Below are 17,620 nucleotides of genomic sequence, written 5' to 3'. Positions count from 1 at the left end.
ACCCTTTTCTGACTAACTGCATGAATCATAATCTTACGAAAAGCGGAAGCAGCGTAACCGGCAATGCCTCTTAGGACACTCTATAACATCAACAGCCTGTCGGGATTATTCCCGCAAGCTGTTATCATTCTTCCCCCTGGGCCTTCATACACGCGTCGGAAGATGGCAGTTGTATACTGCATACGATTTGGTTTTTATAATTATTCAGCAGTGGAATGAACAAAAGCTCAAGCGACATCACTTGAGCTTTCATCTGTTTAGGCTTGAGCCATATCTCGTTCAGCCAGAAACTTATCGATAATGGCCGAGATGACATTCATGCTGACAGGCTTGCTTACATACTCGTCCATGCCCATCCCTAAATATTTCTCGCGATCGCCTTTGATCGCATGGGCCGTGACGGCCACGATATAAGGCTTTTTATCGGATGATGCCGATTCTTTTATGGCGCGGACCGCTTCCGTTCCATCCATGAAGGGCATCTGAATGTCCATGAACACGATGTCATACGAGTAACGCTCGAGGGCTTCAACCGCCTCGAGTCCATTCTGGACGGTGGTCGAATTGTATCCCAGCTTCTCAATCATTTTCTTGAGGACTAACTGATTCACCTCATTATCCTCGGCAATTAAAATTTTCAGATCGTTTCCTAAGGAGTGATTCTCGTGAACGGCCTCATTCTCCTGTTTATTGCCAGCATTCGACTCAAACGAAAAAGCAACCGTAAACGTAAAGACAGACCCCGGCTGGTTCTGATTCTTCTCATACCAGATATCTCCGCCCATCAACTGAACGAGTTTTTTACAGATCGCCAGCCCCAGTCCCGTCCCTTCCACCTTGCGGGTCATATAATGGTCCACTTGATAAAAGGGTTCAAATAGCTGCGCAACCTTCTCACTCGACACACCTATGCCCGTATCCATAACGGAGAATTGGATAAGGGCCGAGTTCCCTTGGTTCTCGACACACTGCACAGAGATGGAGACGGCGCCATTAGGTGTAAATTTAATGGCATTACTAAGCAGGTTCATTAAGACCTGCCTCAGCTTCGTCACATCCCCATACACTTGATTCGGCACGTCAGAAGCTACAGAAGTGGTCACCTCAATATTTTTCTCCAGCGCCTTTGGAAGAATCAGGTTCAATGTCTCGGACAAAGCCGTTCTCAGGTTAAATGTTTCCTCCACCAGCTCTGTTCTGCCCGATTCGATTTTTGAAAAGTCTAAAATATCATTGATGATGTTCAGAAGGGTTGTCCCGCTTTTCTTAATGATCTGTACATAGTCCCGCTGCTCCTCATCAAGCTCCGTCTCAAGTATCAGGTCCGTCATCCCGATAACACCATTCATCGGCGTACGGATCTCATGGCTCATCATCGCCAGAAACTCGCTCTTGGCTTTATTTGTCTTCTCGGCTGCTTCCTTCTCGATGATGAGCCTCTTCTGCTCCGTCATGTCCTTGGCAATGATGTAAAAACCCACATTCTTGTTATGGATGACAATGGGTGCCAGTGTAGCGAGCACTTCAACCGTATGTCCGTCTTTGTGATGGATGACGTTAATGCCCTTCTCGACAGCAACATAATCAGCTGAAGCAGAAAGTACGCGGGTAAGGTTACGTTCACCGATCAAATTCGAGATCTTGGTTCCAATTAATTCCGGAATCTTATAACCCGTCAACTGCTCTGCCATCTGGTTCCCGTTAATGATCCTCCCCTCCAGATTGAAGGAGATGATCGCATCATGGTTATACTTCTTCAGCGAAGTGTAGCGTTCAATACTCTCTTGGAGCTTTCGCTCGGCTATCTTGCTCTGGGTAATATCAACAATTTGCGAAATGAAAAATAAAGGGGTTTGATCCTTTTCGTCACGAACCAGAGAAACATGCATAGATGCCCAGATGCCATGGCCGTCTCTATGTACGAATTGTTTTTCCACCGCAATAGTTGAGGACGACTCGTCCAAAGACTGATACAATTTATCTTTATTGTTAATGCAATCAGAATAAATATAATCGGTTGCCAGCTGTGCCATCAATTCTTCTTCCGTGAAGCCAAACATTTTGCAAGCCGCAGGATTTACGCTGATCCAATTTCCTTCTATCGTAACCAGGGCAATGCCAATTGGAGCACTTCTGTAGACATGTTCAAACAAAGCCTGATGGCCAAAAATGTTGATATCACTCATCCTCTGCACCTCCTGATACCGATTATTATACATCAGCATCTTTGAAATGGGGCTTTTTCAGAGTATTTTTATACTGCTAATCATTAGCAGCGTCATATCGGTAAATCAAACAAGAGACGTCATCTCCTGCATAGTGAAAATCCCACCACATTACCAAGCGATTCGCTCTCGTTCACGAAAATACTCCCCGCTCGGTCCATCATCCTCCATCGTCGCCAGCCATACAGCCGTATCAGCCCCTTCGGCAACGGTTAGCGGAGCATCCGCACCGCCCATGTCGGTCTGAACCCGGCCCGGGCAAACCGCGTTTACCTTTATGCCGGTACCAGCTACATCCTGCGACACGAGGCAGGTTAACGCATTCAGCATCGTTTTGGAAATACGGTAAGCCGAGGATGACCCTTTTAAACCGTAACTACCCTGCATTATTTCGAAAGCACCAAGACCGGAGGAGATGTTTACGATTCGCCCGTAATGATGCTTCTTCATCAAAGGGACCGCCGCCTGCGTCATACGCAAAACACCAAAAAAATTTGTTTCCAGCGTTTGGCGCACGACCGACTCCTCCACATCCAGCACAGAAACCCCCCGGTCCAAAATCACTCCGGCATTGTTCACCAGCACGTCCAGGCGGCCATAGTCTGACTGTATTCGCTCCATCATCCGTGCCACATCGTTGATTTCATGGACATCCGCCACGTACAGCTTTACAAGGAGCCCGTCCACAAGCAATTCCTGGACAGCCAGCCTCCCCTTCTCTTCGTCCCGGGATGTAATAACCACCTGAAGTCCATTGGCAGCAAGCTGTCTTGCAATCTCTTTTCCAATTCCGCGGTTGCCCCCCGTCACGACAGCCACTCGCTTCACTTCCTGTCCATCAACCTTGCTCATTACGCCGATCCCCCTTGTCTAAAATAGCTTCCCATGCCGTAATGTTCTCCTGCAAATGGATTTCCGCCTGTTTCAGCAGCTCGATCTGCAGCTGGATTTCATCCAGCTTCCGTTTACCTACCTCAACCGCATTCGGGAGACATTCGATTTTGAGCTGCTCATCAAACGCACATTGGAAAAAGCTCATAATCTCCTTCACCGTCAATCCCAGGCTAAAATACATCTGGATCAACCGAACCCGCTCAATATCCGTCTCCTTATATTCACGATAGCCATTATCTTGACGGTCCGGAGACAATAGCTCCTTCTCCTCGTAATAACGCAAGGAGCGCAAACTTACGCCCGTTTTACGTGAAAATTCACTAATATGCACACGCAGCAGCCCCTTTTTCATTCGATTAACCGCATTGTAAACCATCACATCATGTGAAGGTCAATCCGGAATTCCACAAGCATCAAAAAAAAGAACAGAGCTTAAGTCTGTAATGACTGCTCTGCCCTTTACCCGGGACCTGACGATTCGTTCAGGTTATTTTACTCAGTACATAATAAAACCCATTATCTAAAGTAGTCCATGGCATAAACATAATCTTTTGCCCATTCGGAAAAGGTTAGCTGTGGATCCCAAGTGACTGCACCAATCGCTTTGGCACATCCCCAATCCAATATACGCTGATGGAGCATATGCACCCTAAATCGATCAACAAAGCCTTCCTTATTTGCAGAGCCCTGTAAGTACATCTGTATAAAATGCCGTGCTACTTCCTGTTCCTCGAAATCCCAGTACATAATCACCATCTTAGGCAAATCGGCTGCTCCATCCCCAAAATATCCGGTTGTAAAATCAAAAATGCCGCTGATTCGCCACTCCTGACAAACCGTATCATACGCTACCAGCATATTTTCCGCCTTAAAATCCCCCATAACAAAAGTGGGTGAACCATGCTTATCGAACTCATCCGCCGAGTCACGCAGCACCTCTTCCACCCATTCCGTATCGGTTGGAGTGATCTGGGAATATTGTTTGGCATCCTCCAACCAAAACCGAATTCGCTGGTAGAGCCACTCTTTATAAGATCCCTCAAACGGGCGAATCCTTTGCGTTTGCGGGTCGAGCTCGCCATACTGATCCACTTTCCAGCCGTGCATTTCATTTAAAATGTTAGCTGCTGAAGAGGCAATATCTATTCGATCGGCTCCATCAAGCCTTGCTCTAAGTTGTGGATCATTCATATGTACGCCATGAAGACGAGGCATGATCGCGTAGCTCCAGCCGAATATATCGATGGATTCATCCAACAGATATGGGGCCGATAAAGGCAGTGATGTATACTCTTGCAAATAGTCCGTATAAAATTTTTCTTCAACCAACTGCCCTGTATAAAGGGGATTTCCCTTTAATACATAGCTTCCTTGGCTCGAGTTAATGAACAACGTCTGATTTCCTACTCCCTCAGACGTTTTCTCAGCTGAAATGAGGTTCCCTAGATGGTGTCTGTTCAGCATAGCTTGAAGCTGCTCATCCGTTACATGACCGATGGAGTTGGTTGAGAAAAAGATCTCTGTTGTCAATTAAAGCACCTCCTTAAAAATTTTCGCTTCTGCGCCTTGCCAGGCATATATTTATTCACAAAAAATCCTATCATCAGATGATCCCAAACAGCTTCAGCAGCTTGTTACGGGTACTATATAAGAATTCGATACACGGCGAATAATGCCCTCTACATCAATAGAAAACGCCTCTGTGTATCAAACATCAGAGGCGTTTTCGCTCATTCATCGATTATTCAATCTATGATACATAACGGCCTATCGCCGCTTGATACACACTCTTAGGCCGAAGTCCAATGAGTTTGTCTGCCGGTTCTCCGTTATGAAACACAATCACCGTCGGCATGGACATAATGCCGAATTGAGCGGCAAGCTCTGGGGATTCGTCACAATCCACCTGATAGACATCCAGGCGACCCGCTTCTTCCTGACTCAGCTCATCCAGGATGGGAAGCAGCACTTTGCACGGCGGGCACCACTTGGCTCCAAATTCAACAAGAGTGACTCCATTCTGTTTAATCGCGCTTTGAAAGCTGGCTGCATCTATTTGTGATAAACTCATTTGCATTCCTCCGCTTCTTCCGATTCTCGTTCATCCAGAATCGATTGCATGCGTTCCTCCAGATTCATCTTGATATGATTCAGCTGGTGAATTTGCGCCTCGATCTCGGCAATTTTTTGACGGAAAATCGGGAACACCTCCGCGCAAAACGCCTCTTTATTTTTCAAGACGCAATGCAGGAAACCAGCGATCTGCTCGGTGGACAACCCCAGATTCAAATACAACTGGATAGTACGCACCTGTTCTTCTGCGAGGCTCGAATACTCCCGGTATCCGTTCTCGTTGCGAACCGGCATAAGCAGTCCTTGCTGTTCGTAGTATCGAAGCGAACGGATGCTGACTCCGGTACGGGCTGCAAGTTCTCCGATTTTCATGCTTCTACGCCTCCTAGATGAACGATTCGATTTCATTGTAAACCCTGACACTAGTGTCAGGGTCAAGCAAATTCTGTGAATATTTTAAAATTGATCGTATTAGAAACGACGGAGATCTCCATCGAATGTTATTTTCTTTTCTTGGATTTGCCTTTGGAGCTTGTAGAAAGTTTGGGCCAACGACTTGACGGCACATGCTGGAGCATCGTATGGAATACAGTTCCCCACTGCTCTTCGTTCAGCCTACTGATGGGGAGCTCTCGATCCACCCCCAGCAATCGGACCAGCTTCGTAATCTGGGGAGGCGTGAACACGCCCGCCAGGGCCACGAATAACGGCAGCCTCGAGTCCCGCAATCCGTAGGCTGCCAGCGCTGTAAACTTCGGCTGATGCTGCGTGGCAATGAGCGGCTTCTTCCTCCGGTTGATAGCTAGAATAGCGGAATCCACTTTGGGAGGCGGCGCAAAATGTTGAGGCGATATGGTTCGCACGAGCCGAATGTCGTAATGCATCCTCCAGCTTAAGATACGCGGATCTTGAACAGGAACTGCCGTAAAACGTTTGGCTGCACCCTTTTCCACAAGCAGCACGGCTCGCTGCAGCGGCACGCCGGGATGATCCAGCAGCCTCGCCATGATCGGCGTGGTGATCGAATACGGAATATTCGCCACGACGGCAAACGGACTTTTCGGAAGAGGAACCTCCAGGAAATCAGACTGCTTGACGCGAATGTTGCTTCCATCTTTTATCTTGCTGAACAGTTTATCCACAAACGCCGGATCGGTCTCGATCGCGAGCACATGTGCCGCCTTCTCTGCCAGCGGAAAGGTTAATGCCCCTGTCGCTGCTCCGATATCGAGAACGGTATCGGTGGATCGGATCTGGGCCAAATCGATCATATCATGAATCAGCCGTTTGCTGACTAATAAATGCTGCGCGGAAAAGTTAGACGGTTTCTTCAGCTTTTCCCGATTATTTTTATTATTTTTGGACACAAAAAAGCACCTCATTCATTCGTATAGTAATGAAAAAGGCACAGCACAAATAATCCTTCGCATTTTTACATGAAAATGGATGGATTTAGATGTTCTGTACCTTCATTAACGAATACGTATGAATGCGATGCAACACATGTTAGGACAATCCTCCCTTAGATGAAACGGATAAAATAACAACCACAGTATAGCATAGGCATTCCCCTGCCTCACGGGTACATTCTTTTAAAAAGATTTTTTACCGTCGGTCCATGCGCTGGGTATGGTATGTTGAGGAAGATAGGGTTCAATGGTTCCGAATTCTAATGAATATGAGTCAACTGGCATACTAGAAGGAGCAAACCGATATGGAAATCTATTTCACGAATGAAGTCATAGCGTCAAAGAGTGAGGATAAAAATTATGTGAGAAATCAATTGATTGCGTATAATCTCAAACACTTCCCAGACGACTTAAAAGACCGGTATCAGGAAATCAATTTATTGTTGAGGAATGCGGACGGTCAGATTTTGGGTGGGATTGTGGGGGAAATATGCTGGAACTGGCTGGAGATCCACTACTTATTCGTGGATGAACCATACCGTAAATCGGGGTACGGAGCCAAGCTGTTGAACGAGGTGGAAAAAATAGCGATAGAGAAGCAATGCGAGTTCGCAAAGTTGGATACACTTAGCTTTCAAGCCTTGGATTTTTACATCAAGCAGGGTTATGAGGTATATGGCAAGATCGAGAATGCCGGACGGCATACGCATTACTATTTGAAAAAGGAACTTTAAAAGAAGGCAGTAAAACCGCCTTCTCTGATCTTCCATCTCAGCTCTCCACCGACTTCTTCCCTTTTGATTTGCTGTTTGCCTTTTGCAGGTTTTGCTCGACCCGATATTGAACGATTCGGCGTATCAGGTCATAGGGCAAAGGCTTATCGATGGGAAATTGCAAGGTACCTTTGGACTTATGATATTCCTTTAACTCATCTTGAAACGCCTCAATGCCGCTGGGGGCCGGGTAAAAACCGATATGCTTCTTAAATGCCGCAAAATGCACCAAATTTCCGTGATATTCGAAGGTCGGTATCTGATAGCTGATTTTTTCCTTCGCTTCCGGAGCCATCTCCTGAATCACTTGTCTTAATGTCTGGAGAATGCTTTGAACTTCGGGAGTGCAGCTTGAAATATATTCGTCGATCGACCCATAAACGATTTTATCCTCTTTCATGGAATAACGTCCCTTTCACAGGTTAATAGGTTTCATAAACGAGATCAGCATTCAACGAACGAATGGTTTAACATCTCACATACTTGCGTTTGAAACCAAGCTTCCCTCTCTCGACTTCTTTCCTAATATTTTCGGAAGCGTTCAGGAACTTGCTCTTGTCGCCCCGCTTCATCTCTACCGGTCCTACGGCCTTTGCGGTCTCAACCGCCTTATCATGGAGCGGCAAATAAGATACGGCTACAGTGTACATGAAATTATTCATCGCGGATTTCGTTCGGTCCAAAGACTCATGGATGGTCTTTTCCACCAGTTCGAGCATGGCCGAGATTTTACTTTCCGGGAACTCATGATCGGGTCTGCTTCCGAGCAGCCAGCAGTAACAGCTCCACCCCGCCGACATTCTAAGCTCTTCGCCGCTTGCGATCCATTGATCGGCAACTTCCTGCGCGATATCCGCCTCTGCCAACGTTACGGCAACCACATAATCGGACAGCATATAAAAATAGGCCGCATCCATCCAACGATCATAATCCGCTGCCGTCATCCCTTTAGGGTCTGCAATGATGCCGGCAAAGTACATGGCGTCATAGTTTCCGGTGGCGTAAAGCTGCTCAGCCAAAGGCTGATTGATTTTGATTTTCTTGGCAATCGGCTTCATGGCGCCTGTTGCTACGCCAAAGAGCGGTTCACGCGCCCCATTGGACAGGTACATTTTCTTCAGCCGTTCCTTGCCGAGTGCTTCAAGCTCCGACATTACGGATTCCACATTCATGGTTCGACACTTCCTTCATTGGCTTAGTATGCAGCTGCCGGGTAAGCGGCAGGCCGCACTCCACATGACTTGAGTGTACAATAATAATGACGGCCAAGCCTAGTCTCTCTTGATGGAAAGTTCCGGATTCTGTTCAAGGTTTTAAGCAAAAAAAACGGCGATTACTTCCCGATGGAATATCGGGAAGCAATCGCCGGCAGCAGAAGTTACATAGCCTCCGGTTCTTCCAACTGGACTTTCGGTGTCACCACTGACACGAGCAGTTCGTTTGCCGAAGAGATCAGCACGACGCCGTCAGGCAGTTTAAGGTCCCCGACATGTAAAGAATGCCCAATCTCCAGTTCGCTGATTTCAACAGGAATGGTGGCAGGAATACGGTCCGGGAAGGACTCAATCTCGATGAACGTGCTTTGTATTTGGACGACTCCTCCAAGTTTGGCTCCCTTGGCGGCACCGATGTAATCGAGATTCACTCTCGTGCGCACAACTTCATTTATATTAATACGTAAAAAGTCGACATGGATGTATTCACGAGTGATTGGATCACGCTGAACCGACTCCAGCAAAACCGGAAGCGGCTCCCGATCGTCAAAACGAAGCTCAAGGATTCCTCCTTTGCCGTTCCTTGCCCATTTGCCGAATTCTTTGGCGGACAGTTGAATCATCATATTCTCTTCCCCTGTGCCAAATACAATTGCCGGAATTCGCCCCGATAGACGAAGCTGCTTAAGTCCGGTTTTGTTCATCGCGGCGCGCGTTTCTGCTCGTAAATTTACTCTCATCTCAACAACACTCCTCAAATTATCGTTATTTTGGGTGTACTCACCATCAATCATCCATAATGAACTACGGATTTCTCCCCCCGTAGCGGGGAAAGTAGGAGCACCATTGCATCACCTCCAGATAGACATTTAATGTAAAACGCTTTTATATATGCGAGAAGGCACCTCGTCCCATGGGAACGAAATGCCTAATTACTTGCTACCATATCATAGAAAAGGGGGGTTGTCGACCGCGGTGGTATGGGGGGGCCATTACAGGAAGGAATTCCGAGCGGTTATGATTATACGAAAAAGAGGAGCTTTCCGCCCCTCTGTGTAGTTCCATCAAAACATCTCATCTATTTGTCCTACCGTACATTTATCGAAAACCTCTTCAAAATTCAGACCCTTAGCGAGCCACGGAATCCCCTGGCAGCATAGTATGATTCCGCTCCATTGTGGTACACGAAGACAGTGTCGTAGCGGCGATCACAAAAAATGGCTCCGCCGAGTTTTCTAATACTGGCAGGTGTTACCACCCAGCTCGATGTTTTCAAATCGAAATTTCCAAGTTTTTGCAATTCCCGGTATTGTTCTTCCGATAGCAACTCTATGCCCATGGCGGTTGCCATTTCAACAGCACTATTCTTCGGTTTGTGTTCTTTTCTTGATTCCAGCGCTTCACGGTCGTAACAAATACTTCGGCGGCCTTTTGGACTCTCAGCTGAACAATCATAAAAAATGTATTCGCCCGTCTTGTTGTCATGACCTACAACATCCGGCTCTCCGCCGGTTATTTCCATCTCATGGAGCGACCATAGCTTTTCAGGATTTGCTTTAAGCTTTGTTTGTACGTCATCCCATTCCAGGCCTATATGGCGGTACATGTTTTTCTCATAACGGGCTTTCAATGTATGGAGTAGCCCTTCACGTTGCTCTGTTGACAATTCCTTTGCCAAGTTAGATTCCCCCCTCATACAATTATGTGCGATACCCACCACACCGTATAACTTTGAGCAACACTATCACATCTCATCTATTCTTTTCTCACCAACAACGTTACCGCTTCCACATGGCTTGTCTGCGGGAACATGTCGACCGGCTGCGCCCATTCGATTTCATAGCCGCCCTCCAGCAGAACCTTGCAATCTTTCGCCAGGGTTGAAGGATTGCAAGAAACGTACACAAACCGCTTCGGCTTGGTGCGGAGCACTGTCTCCAAGAAGCGCGGGTCCAGGCCGGTGCGCGGTGGGTCGGCAATGATGACGTCCGGCTTCATGCCCTCCTTGACCCAGCGCGGCAGCAGTTCCTCTGCCTGGCCGACGTGAAAGCTCGCGTTAGCACGTCCATTTCGCTGCGCATTGGCCTTGGCATCCTCGACGGCTTCAGGGATCGCCTCGATCCCGCGCACCTCCTGGGCATAAGGCGCAAGCCACAGCCCGATCGTACCGGTTCCGCAATAGGCGTCGATGACGGTTTCCTTCCCCGTCAATCCGGCTGCCCCCCGGACCGACTCATACAGCTTGACCGTCTGCTGCGGATTCAGCTGGAAGAACGCTCTGGGCGACAGCGAGAATTGCAGGTCGCTCAGCGATTCCTGCATGCTCTCGGCTCCCCACAGCGAGATCGTCCGGTCTCCGAAGATGAGCGAGGTTTTCTTCGGATTGATATTGAGTGAAATCCCGCTCACCTCCGGAATGGTAAGGCGCAGCAGACGAACGAGATCGTCCTGCCTTGGCAGCTTGCTTCCGGCCGTGACCAGTGTCACCTGAATCTCCCCGGATTGGAAGCCGTGGCGAACCACAATCGTCCGTACGCCGTCCTTGTTTCCATTCTCTTTGTGCAGCGGAATCCGCAATTCTTCGAGGACCGATTTGACCTTCTCCACCGCTTCATTCACCTTCGGGTGCTGAATCGGGCAGCCGCTAATGTCCACAATCGTATGGCTGTCCGCTTCATAGAGCCCTGCAATCACTTCATGGCCCTTCCGTTTCAGCTGCAGCTGTGCTTTATTCCGGTAATCCCATGGGTGCTCCATGCCAAGAATCGGCTTAAACTTCACGTCGTCACGTCCTGCGTATCGGCTGAATGCTTCACGCACGATATCCGTCTTGGCATGCAACTGTCCCTCATAAGAGATATGCTGAATTTGGCATCCGCCGCAAATACCAAACACCGGACAAGGAGGCTCAATACGGTGAGGCGAACGCTTCTCCACTTCTACCAACTGTGCCTTTATAAATTTAGGCTGGACCTCTTTTACCTCGGCTTTGACGACTTCGTTCGTGATCGCTCCGTCAATAAACACTGCCTTGCGGCGGTAATAGCCGACTCCTTCGCCGTTGATCCCAAGCCGTTTGATCGTAACGACTATAATGTCACCGGCTTGCAGCTCATCTGCGTGCTCACGTCCAGATGAAGGCCTTGGCCCGCGTACTTCTTGCTTATGTTTATCGGATGGTTTCGCCTTCGAATACGATGAAGACAATAACGAATCCTTGTTCTTCCTATATTCACGCTTAAAAGCCGGCTTGGCCCCAGCTTGGTTCGCTGCAGTCCGCTCACCCGGCTTATTCCCGTATGCCGTTGATTTGTTGTTTTTGGTTCCTTGTCCAGAACGTCGTTGTTCACTCATGCCTTGATTTCTCCATCCTTAATGGTATCGTGTCCAATATACCATGCCGAACCTGCGAATGCTAACGGGCCGTGTTCTTTTTCCCGATTTCATCGGTGTTCTTCTGCTTCCTTGGCGTCAACATCTTCACCGCGTAAAACCGCAAAAAAATATTTTTGCAATTCGGAAACCAGAGGTGATCCCCCGGCGTATAATTCCATTATCATACATTCTCATATGGAGGTATCTTTTATGTCGTTTTTCAACAAAATGCTAGCCAGTGTAGGAATTGGAGCAGCCCAGATCGATACGCATCTCGAGAAATCCTCCTATTATCCGGGTGAAGAGGTACGCGGCATTATTCACATTAAGGGAGGGAACGTAGAGCAGACAGTCGACCGCATTTACTTGAAAGTGATGACGGAATATACCAAGGAAAGCGACGACAAGAAATACATAGAATCCTATACCCTTGCCAAAATCAATGTCTCCAGCCGCCTCACGTTGAAGCCTGGCGATCAACAGGAAATACCATTCTCTTTTCCCCTGCCGTTAGAAACACCGCTCACCATTTCACGGCAGCCGGTATGGATCCATACCGGACTCGATATCGATAATGCCATCGATCCGAAGGATCGTGATTTCATCGACGTTGAACCGAACGCGGACGCATCCGTTGTGTTTGACGCCGTGGAAGCCCTTGGCTTCAGCTTCAAAATAGCAACATGCGAATATCACCCTAGATTAGGCCGGGGTGTTCCATTTGTGCAAGAAATTGAATTTTATCCTGGCTCCTCCTATGCCGGCCATATCACAGAGCTTGAATTGATCCTCTATCCGGAGCAGGACGGCATTTCCATTCTGGTCGAAGTCGACCGCAGAGGCAGAGGCGTTTCAGGCTGGCTCCAGCGATCACTCGATATGGATGAACAGCATTCCTGGGTAACCCTGGATCAACAGGATCTGGATCAAGGTCCATCCCACGTGGCCCAAATGCTTGACCGTGTCATCCGCAGATCGATTTAATGAAAAATGGCCCGCAAGGCAGCTCACTTGCTCCCAAGTGACACTCCTGCGGGTCATTGTTTTTTAATGAATGATATCGCTTGTTAAATAAAATAATGCGGGTACTTCTCGCGTAAAATATCCTGCTCCACAACGACAAGACGCAGATGACGCTCCATCACGTTCATGGCCTGCTCCGCTTGTTTATTGACGATCAGCTGATATATTTCCTTATGCTGCGAGATGATATGCTCCCAGTTTGAATCCTTGGACAGGCGAAGCAGCCGCAGACGGTTGAAATGAATATTCAATTGCTGCAGCATCTTCCAGGTCCGTTCTTTGCCCGTACCCTCAAACAGAATTTGATGGAACTCCTCGTCCAGCTCAAACAGCTTATAGAAATTATGGTTGCCCGCGCATACGTCCTGAAGCGCAATATTGGTTTCCAGACGGAAACGGAACTCTTCGGGGAAAAACTCACAGGCGAGCGCCACGATTTCCTTCTCGATCTTCTCCCGGATAAACCGGCCTTCCTCAACATGCCTGAGATTAATACGGGATACGATTGTCCCGCTTTGCGGAATGATGTCGAGCAGTTCCTCCTCGGCAAGTTTCATGAACGCTTCCCGGACTGGCGTTCGGCTGACGTTCAATTCATCCGCAATTTCTTTTTCCGAGATTTTCGTACCCGGCTCCAGCTCCAGATGGAAAATCCGGTCCTTCAGTAGCTGATATGAATATTCCCTGGTAGAGCCTTTAATCTTTTGCTCTGTTGACATATATACGTTACCTCTTTCTCCTATGCTCAATGTTCTCTTTGCTTAAGTTATCCTCCCTCTATATTACCTGAATCAAGGGCACGGACGGTATATCATGTACGGGAATCTTCGGAAAAAACTCTCGCAGCCGCTCCGCCACGCAGACCATACCGGGCTCCTCGCTGGCGGCATGGCCAAGCAGGAGCATGGACGGGTTCCGGCCTTGGGCCGCTGCATCGCCGATGTATTCGGGCGTCTCCCATTCCGGGCCTTCGCCGGCGATAAGAAGATCCAGCCGCTCATTCACACAAAGGGGAATGGCGTGCGTTCCGCCGCCCCGGTAGCCAACGGTTATGCCGATTCTGGAGCATGTTCCTCTTTGGTTCCCGATATAACGAAGATACGGAAGATTCAGCTTTCTTTTTATATCTTCCACAACATCCTGAACTGTCATTTCTCCGGGCAGTGTGACTACGGCCGCTGTCGGAAGGTACTTATCGATATATGGTTCCCAGTCCAGCGCCTGAACCAATCCCTGCGTAATCATGTCGAGAGTCACTTTCACCATACTAGTATAACTAGTATAGTAGTTAGTTTCATTTTAATGGACGTTTTCTACAATTTCAATACATTTTTTTCTCATGTATAAAATTCGATCCCGTGCCTAAAAAAAGCCGTGAGCGCATTCAGGCTATGGCCTGTTGCGTCACGGCTTTCGGATTCCATTCCTGCCTAGGTATTCATCATGCATAAAGGGCAGAAGTCTTCGCTTCTGCCCCTCGAGGTTTCCCCCCTGCCAGCTCAAGATTTACTTCAGCTCCGTCACGTTGCCGTCAATGCTGATACTCTTGATATCCATATCCCCCAGAAAAACAAGGTTATTCTTGCTGTCCAGATTATACAGCCATTGAAACCCTCTCATTGTCGTACTTGTCGAGCTAGCATGAAGGATCAGTTCTGATCCGTCCGCGGCGGTGACCTTAACCTCCGGCGTGTATTCCGGCAGTTTATCCAGCTCACCGTCCGTACGCTTGCCTTCGATGGCCACACCGATGGAAGATACGCTAATGGTGCTGAGAGACAGTGCTTCCTCACCCTCATCAATCGCCAGATTCAGGCTCTGCTCTCTTTGCTTGCCGGGAGAAATGGTGAATTTAACATCCCATGGCCCTTCGACGGTATGGGTGTCGCCCGCTGCCGTGATTCGATCGGCTGTAATCCGTGCTTTTAACCCGTCGAGGTCACTCATCGCATCCATCTCAAATACGCCGACAAGCTTTTTGTTATCGTCAAGAAGCTGCTGCCCCACCATATAATTCACATTATGTTCCGTTTTCAGTTCAAGTCTGGGTATCGAAACACCCGCAGGGAATGGCGTACCATCCTCTTTCGTAAAGCTGACAACCAAATAGCCGCTGTTACCGACATATATGCCTTCTTCAACATTCATGGTCACCCCAGACACGGTATCACTTCCTCGTATGGGTGATCGCTCATCTTCCGCAATGGACGCGGATTGACCGAAGAACTGCTTCAAACTATCCATGTATTGGCTCGCAAAAGCGGTCGTGCTAAGTATCATAATCATCGCCGCAGCGATAACGATACTCGCTTTATATTTTTTTACTTTCCTGTTTTTAAACACCATCGTTTCCTCCTCTTGAATACGGTTCATCGCTCGGTTCTTGATTCGTTCCATACTGATCTGCTCCGTCAACTCGCGTTCCTCTTCCTCCGTAAGGAGGAGATTGTCTAGCTCCTGATTGTCGATATTGGCCATAATATCTACAATTCGCCGCTTCACTTGCCTCCATCTCCTTTCGCTATCGATTTGAAGCTTCACTCCTATAGACACGATCCTTATAGAAATCCTACGGATTCTCGATTTCATAATGAATGCGCAGTTTGTCCCTTGCCCGGCGGATCCGAGCGGTGACGGCTTTCTCCTGCATATTCAGCCTGCTTGCAATATCGCGGACTTTCTCCAAGTAGAAGTACCTGCGGATGAATATTTCGCGATCCGGTTCGCCCATACCCTGCACCATGCCGCTTATCGTTTCCTTCTCCTGCCGGAGAATAACCAATGCCTCTGCTGAGGGGCAAGAAACGGCATCATCTTCCAACTCGGATTCAATGACCCGCTGTCTTTTTCGTAAAACATTCAAGGTATGATTACGCGCGGTGATGGCCAGATAAGGCTTGAGACTATCTCCGCGCAGCATGATTGTGGACCCGTCTGTCCACAGCTTGACCAGCACGTCACCGGTGATTTCCTCCACATCGTAGGAATTAAACCGTCCACCAGCCACCTTAGCGACCACCGCGGCAATGTAGCGTGAATAGCGGTCAACCAAAGTTTCAAAACATAACGGATCTTTCCTCGCAAGCCCATCCAGCAATGTCCGATCCTCCATGGACCCTCCCCCCTTTTATAACCATCTATTTTGTTGAACCAAGCCATAGATCCGGTGCTACTATATAAGACACCTATAATTCCAAAAACCCTACACATCTTTCGAAAAAATGATCCCTTTGCAAGGGCGACAGGTCCATTGGACAGCTTTGTAACGACAAAAAAGCCGATCCATTTCGGACCGGCTTTTTTGCAAACTTTTATGAAATTATTGTAATTGGGGAGAAGCTTCGGATTGCTGTCTGGAAATGATAAACAGTACGATCCAGATCAGCAGGAATCCCAGAAGCTGAGGACCTGTCACGATCTGCTGGAATACGATCCAGTTGATGAGCACGCCCACCATAGGAAAACTCAATTCCGCAAGTGTTGCCACGGAGGCTTTGGTCGTGGTTAACCCTTTATAATAAACCAGCAAACTCAGGAGACCCGGCAGCAATGCCTGACCGATCAGGTTCAGCGATACCAAGGCAAATGCCCCGGTATTCCAGGCCGGCATATTCCATGCTGCCCCCTCACTCCATGTAATGACGGTCAGGAGCGGCAGTGCCAGCACGAAACGCAGCGAGGTTACCGTCTCGTATTTCAGTTTGCCTACCATCAGGCGCCCCATGACCGTTGAACCGCCCCACAGGGCTGCCGCACCTAAGGACAAAAGGCTGCCAACTTGAATAAACTCGTTCCAATGGCCAATCGGAAGGGTTAGGCCAAAGGTCAGTAAATACGTGCCCGCCAAAGCGATAATGAGAAGTATCCCGAAATGGCGCGGAAGCTTCTCTTTCAGAAGTAAGCTGGCCAAAATGATGGCAAACAGCGGCTGAAGCTTCTGAAGCAGCAGGACGGCATTCAGATTGCCGCTCGACAGCCCCATCGTAAACAATACGGTAGCCAATGCCGAGCCGCCCCAGGATATAAACAGCAGCGCACCGACATGATTCCAGCCAAGGCCTTTTAGTTCCTCGCGGTTCTTCCACAATACAGGGATTGCAATCAAGGATATAATGATGTGTTCAAGCAAAACGATCTGAGCCGAAGTCAGATTCTTGAGCAGAATGACCCGGAATAACGGGTCTACGCCCCACAGAGCGGCTCCCAAAACGACAAGCCAGAACCCTCCCTTAAAACGTCGACTTGCCTGTGCGTCGGAATCATAGGGTTTCATTTTAACCCCGGTATTAATATTACTCATCTTGCCCTCTCCTGTCTTGAATACGGAGGTCTTACTAGCAGAAAGCCCCCGCCATCGACATGTGTCGACGTATACGGGGGCTGATCAAATAAGCCTGCGTCGAAAGGAAAATTTCCCATCTACGGCAAACTCATCTTTGATCTTCTCCCATCCGGACTTTACCGTCGGCCTTGGAATTGCACCAAGTCAGTCGCTGCATTCATGTTCGTGCCAGAACGCAGCGAGTCGCGGGCTGAGTTTCGTTCACGCCGGAACGAACCATCACCGCCGGTTAGGAATTTCACCTTACCCCGAAGATCCATATTCATGTTTTATTTTTGTCATGCATCCATAC

At 48.3% G+C, this 17,620-nt stretch carries 19 protein-coding genes and 1 riboswitch; of the genes, 2 read left to right on the top strand and 17 right to left on the bottom strand.

What is annotated here, in order from left to right; genetic code table 11:
* Positions 1-257 precede the first annotated feature (257 nt).
* The 7 genes from ACOZB4_RS28280 to erm form a co-directional block, all read right to left on the bottom strand.
* Positions 258-2,186, bottom strand: coding sequence for a PAS domain S-box protein (locus ACOZB4_RS28280; protein WP_379415874.1), 1,929 nt, complete (start codon positions 2,184-2,186; stop codon positions 258-260).
* Positions 2,187-2,336: 150 nt separating this feature from the next.
* Positions 2,337-3,077 (bottom strand): SDR family oxidoreductase, encoded by a 741-nt coding sequence (locus ACOZB4_RS28275; protein ID WP_379415876.1) that lies wholly within the window; start codon positions 3,075-3,077, stop codon positions 2,337-2,339.
* Positions 3,064-3,471, bottom strand: a complete 408-nt coding sequence (locus tag ACOZB4_RS28270; protein ID WP_422759708.1) for a MerR family transcriptional regulator — start codon at positions 3,469-3,471, stop codon at positions 3,064-3,066. The genes ACOZB4_RS28275 and ACOZB4_RS28270 overlap by 14 nt, the downstream gene beginning before the upstream one ends.
* 164 nt (positions 3,472-3,635) lie before the next feature.
* Positions 3,636-4,649 (bottom strand): phosphotransferase family protein, encoded by a 1,014-nt coding sequence (locus ACOZB4_RS28265; protein ID WP_379415879.1) that lies wholly within the window; start codon positions 4,647-4,649, stop codon positions 3,636-3,638.
* 220 nt (positions 4,650-4,869) lie between these two features.
* Complete coding sequence (locus tag ACOZB4_RS28260; RefSeq protein WP_339271185.1) at positions 4,870-5,190, bottom strand: thioredoxin family protein; 321 nt, start codon at positions 5,188-5,190, stop codon at positions 4,870-4,872.
* Complete coding sequence (locus tag ACOZB4_RS28255; RefSeq protein WP_076322957.1) at positions 5,187-5,564, bottom strand: MerR family transcriptional regulator; 378 nt, start codon at positions 5,562-5,564, stop codon at positions 5,187-5,189. Before ACOZB4_RS28255 ends, ACOZB4_RS28260 begins: the two co-directional genes overlap by 4 nt.
* 128 nt (positions 5,565-5,692) lie before the next feature.
* A complete protein-coding gene (gene erm, locus ACOZB4_RS28250; RefSeq protein WP_379415882.1) occupies positions 5,693-6,559 on the bottom strand; it encodes a 23S ribosomal RNA methyltransferase Erm in 867 nt (288 codons plus the stop codon).
* Between the two features lie 347 nt (positions 6,560-6,906).
* Here erm and ACOZB4_RS28245 point away from each other — a divergent pair, with 347 nt between their 5' ends.
* Complete coding sequence (locus ACOZB4_RS28245; RefSeq protein WP_379415884.1) at positions 6,907-7,335, top strand: GNAT family N-acetyltransferase; 429 nt, start codon at positions 6,907-6,909, stop codon at positions 7,333-7,335.
* 37 nt (positions 7,336-7,372) lie between these two features.
* Here the strand turns inward: ACOZB4_RS28245 and ACOZB4_RS28240 are convergent, their stop codons facing one another.
* The 5 genes from ACOZB4_RS28240 to rlmD all read right to left on the bottom strand — a co-directional run bounded on the left by ACOZB4_RS28240 (position 7,373) and on the right by rlmD (position 11,942).
* Positions 7,373-7,774 (bottom strand): iron chaperone, encoded by a 402-nt coding sequence (locus ACOZB4_RS28240; RefSeq protein WP_379415886.1) that lies wholly within the window; start codon positions 7,772-7,774, stop codon positions 7,373-7,375.
* Positions 7,775-7,841: 67 nt separating this feature from the next.
* Positions 7,842-8,546, bottom strand: a complete 705-nt coding sequence (locus ACOZB4_RS28235; protein WP_379415888.1) for a DNA alkylation repair protein — start codon at positions 8,544-8,546, stop codon at positions 7,842-7,844.
* A gap of 206 nt (positions 8,547-8,752) precedes the next feature.
* The gene (locus ACOZB4_RS28230) at positions 8,753-9,328 is read right to left on the bottom strand and encodes a 50S ribosomal protein L25 (protein ID WP_076322952.1); all 576 of its coding nucleotides are present in this window, start codon (positions 9,326-9,328) and stop codon (positions 8,753-8,755) included.
* A gap of 380 nt (positions 9,329-9,708) precedes the next feature.
* A complete protein-coding gene (locus ACOZB4_RS28225) occupies positions 9,709-10,266 on the bottom strand; it encodes a DUF4256 domain-containing protein (protein WP_379415892.1) in 558 nt (185 codons plus the stop codon).
* Between the two features lie 77 nt (positions 10,267-10,343).
* Positions 10,344-11,942 carry a 23S rRNA (uracil(1939)-C(5))-methyltransferase RlmD gene (rlmD, locus tag ACOZB4_RS28220; protein ID WP_379415893.1) on the bottom strand — a complete coding sequence of 533 codons (1,599 nt, stop codon included), beginning with the start codon at positions 11,940-11,942 and terminating at the stop codon, positions 10,344-10,346.
* Positions 11,943-12,173: 231 nt separating this feature from the next.
* Here rlmD and ACOZB4_RS28215 point away from each other — a divergent pair, with 231 nt between their 5' ends.
* Positions 12,174-12,947, top strand: coding sequence for a sporulation protein (locus tag ACOZB4_RS28215; protein ID WP_076322948.1), 774 nt, complete (start codon positions 12,174-12,176; stop codon positions 12,945-12,947).
* An 83-nt stretch (positions 12,948-13,030) separates the two neighbouring features.
* Here the strand turns inward: ACOZB4_RS28215 and ACOZB4_RS28210 are convergent, their stop codons facing one another.
* From ACOZB4_RS28210 to ACOZB4_RS28190, 5 genes are all read right to left on the bottom strand, one after another.
* Positions 13,031-13,705 (bottom strand): GntR family transcriptional regulator, encoded by a 675-nt coding sequence (locus ACOZB4_RS28210; RefSeq protein WP_213645935.1) that lies wholly within the window; start codon positions 13,703-13,705, stop codon positions 13,031-13,033.
* A 58-nt stretch (positions 13,706-13,763) separates the two neighbouring features.
* On the bottom strand, positions 13,764-14,252 hold the full coding sequence (locus tag ACOZB4_RS28205) for a Nif3-like dinuclear metal center hexameric protein (RefSeq protein ID WP_379415896.1): 489 nt from the start codon (positions 14,250-14,252) through the stop codon (positions 13,764-13,766).
* A gap of 240 nt (positions 14,253-14,492) precedes the next feature.
* Positions 14,493-15,488: a hypothetical protein gene (locus tag ACOZB4_RS28200; protein ID WP_379415899.1), complete on the bottom strand. Its 996-nt coding sequence runs from the start codon at positions 15,486-15,488 to the stop codon at positions 14,493-14,495.
* Between the two features lie 67 nt (positions 15,489-15,555).
* Complete coding sequence (locus ACOZB4_RS28195) at positions 15,556-16,098, bottom strand: RNA polymerase sigma factor (RefSeq protein WP_379415901.1); 543 nt, start codon at positions 16,096-16,098, stop codon at positions 15,556-15,558.
* A 207-nt stretch (positions 16,099-16,305) separates the two neighbouring features.
* The gene (locus tag ACOZB4_RS28190; RefSeq protein ID WP_379415903.1) at positions 16,306-17,286 is read right to left on the bottom strand and encodes a DMT family transporter; all 981 of its coding nucleotides are present in this window, start codon (positions 17,284-17,286) and stop codon (positions 16,306-16,308) included.
* 135 nt (positions 17,287-17,421) lie between these two features.
* A riboswitch (FMN riboswitch) is annotated at positions 17,422-17,588 on the bottom strand.
* Positions 17,589-17,620: the final 32 nt, after the last annotated feature.

Origin of the sequence: Paenibacillus sp. NPDC058898, assembly GCF_049316025.1 — a bacterium.
Lineage (GTDB): Bacteria > Bacillota > Bacilli > Paenibacillales > Paenibacillaceae > Paenibacillus_AQ.
This window is presented reverse-complemented; position numbering and strand designations above follow the sequence as displayed.

What these genes read in the sequence shown, in the direction of transcription:
- rlmD (WP_379415893.1), bottom strand. Translation starts at nt 11,942, where the DNA reads ATGAGTGAACAACGACGTTCTGGACAAGGAACCAAAAACAACAAATCA.
- ACOZB4_RS28205 (WP_379415896.1), bottom strand. Translation starts at nt 14,252, where the DNA reads ATGGTGAAAGTGACTCTCGACATGATTACGCAGGGATTGGTTCAGGCG.
- ACOZB4_RS28275 (WP_379415876.1), bottom strand. Translation starts at nt 3,077, where the DNA reads ATGAGCAAGGTTGATGGACAGGAAGTGAAGCGAGTGGCTGTCGTGACG.
- ACOZB4_RS28255 (WP_076322957.1), bottom strand. Translation starts at nt 5,564, where the DNA reads ATGAAAATCGGAGAACTTGCAGCCCGTACCGGAGTCAGCATCCGTTCG.
- ACOZB4_RS28240 (WP_379415886.1), bottom strand. Translation starts at nt 7,774, where the DNA reads ATGAAAGAGGATAAAATCGTTTATGGGTCGATCGACGAATATATTTCA.
- ACOZB4_RS28270 (WP_422759708.1), bottom strand. Translation starts at nt 3,471, where the DNA reads ATGAAAAAGGGGCTGCTGCGTGTGCATATTAGTGAATTTTCACGTAAA.
- ACOZB4_RS28260 (WP_339271185.1), bottom strand. Translation starts at nt 5,190, where the DNA reads ATGAGTTTATCACAAATAGATGCAGCCAGCTTTCAAAGCGCGATTAAA.
- ACOZB4_RS28245 (WP_379415884.1), top strand. Translation starts at nt 6,907, where the DNA reads ATGGAAATCTATTTCACGAATGAAGTCATAGCGTCAAAGAGTGAGGAT.
- ACOZB4_RS28190 (WP_379415903.1), bottom strand. Translation starts at nt 17,286, where the DNA reads ATGAGTAATATTAATACCGGGGTTAAAATGAAACCCTATGATTCCGAC.
- ACOZB4_RS28195 (WP_379415901.1), bottom strand. Translation starts at nt 16,098, where the DNA reads ATGGAGGATCGGACATTGCTGGATGGGCTTGCGAGGAAAGATCCGTTA.
- ACOZB4_RS28210 (WP_213645935.1), bottom strand. Translation starts at nt 13,705, where the DNA reads ATGTCAACAGAGCAAAAGATTAAAGGCTCTACCAGGGAATATTCATAT.
- ACOZB4_RS28280 (WP_379415874.1), bottom strand. Translation starts at nt 2,186, where the DNA reads ATGAGTGATATCAACATTTTTGGCCATCAGGCTTTGTTTGAACATGTC.
- ACOZB4_RS28215 (WP_076322948.1), top strand. Translation starts at nt 12,174, where the DNA reads ATGTCGTTTTTCAACAAAATGCTAGCCAGTGTAGGAATTGGAGCAGCC.
- ACOZB4_RS28230 (WP_076322952.1), bottom strand. Translation starts at nt 9,328, where the DNA reads ATGAGAGTAAATTTACGAGCAGAAACGCGCGCCGCGATGAACAAAACC.
- ACOZB4_RS28235 (WP_379415888.1), bottom strand. Translation starts at nt 8,546, where the DNA reads ATGAATGTGGAATCCGTAATGTCGGAGCTTGAAGCACTCGGCAAGGAA.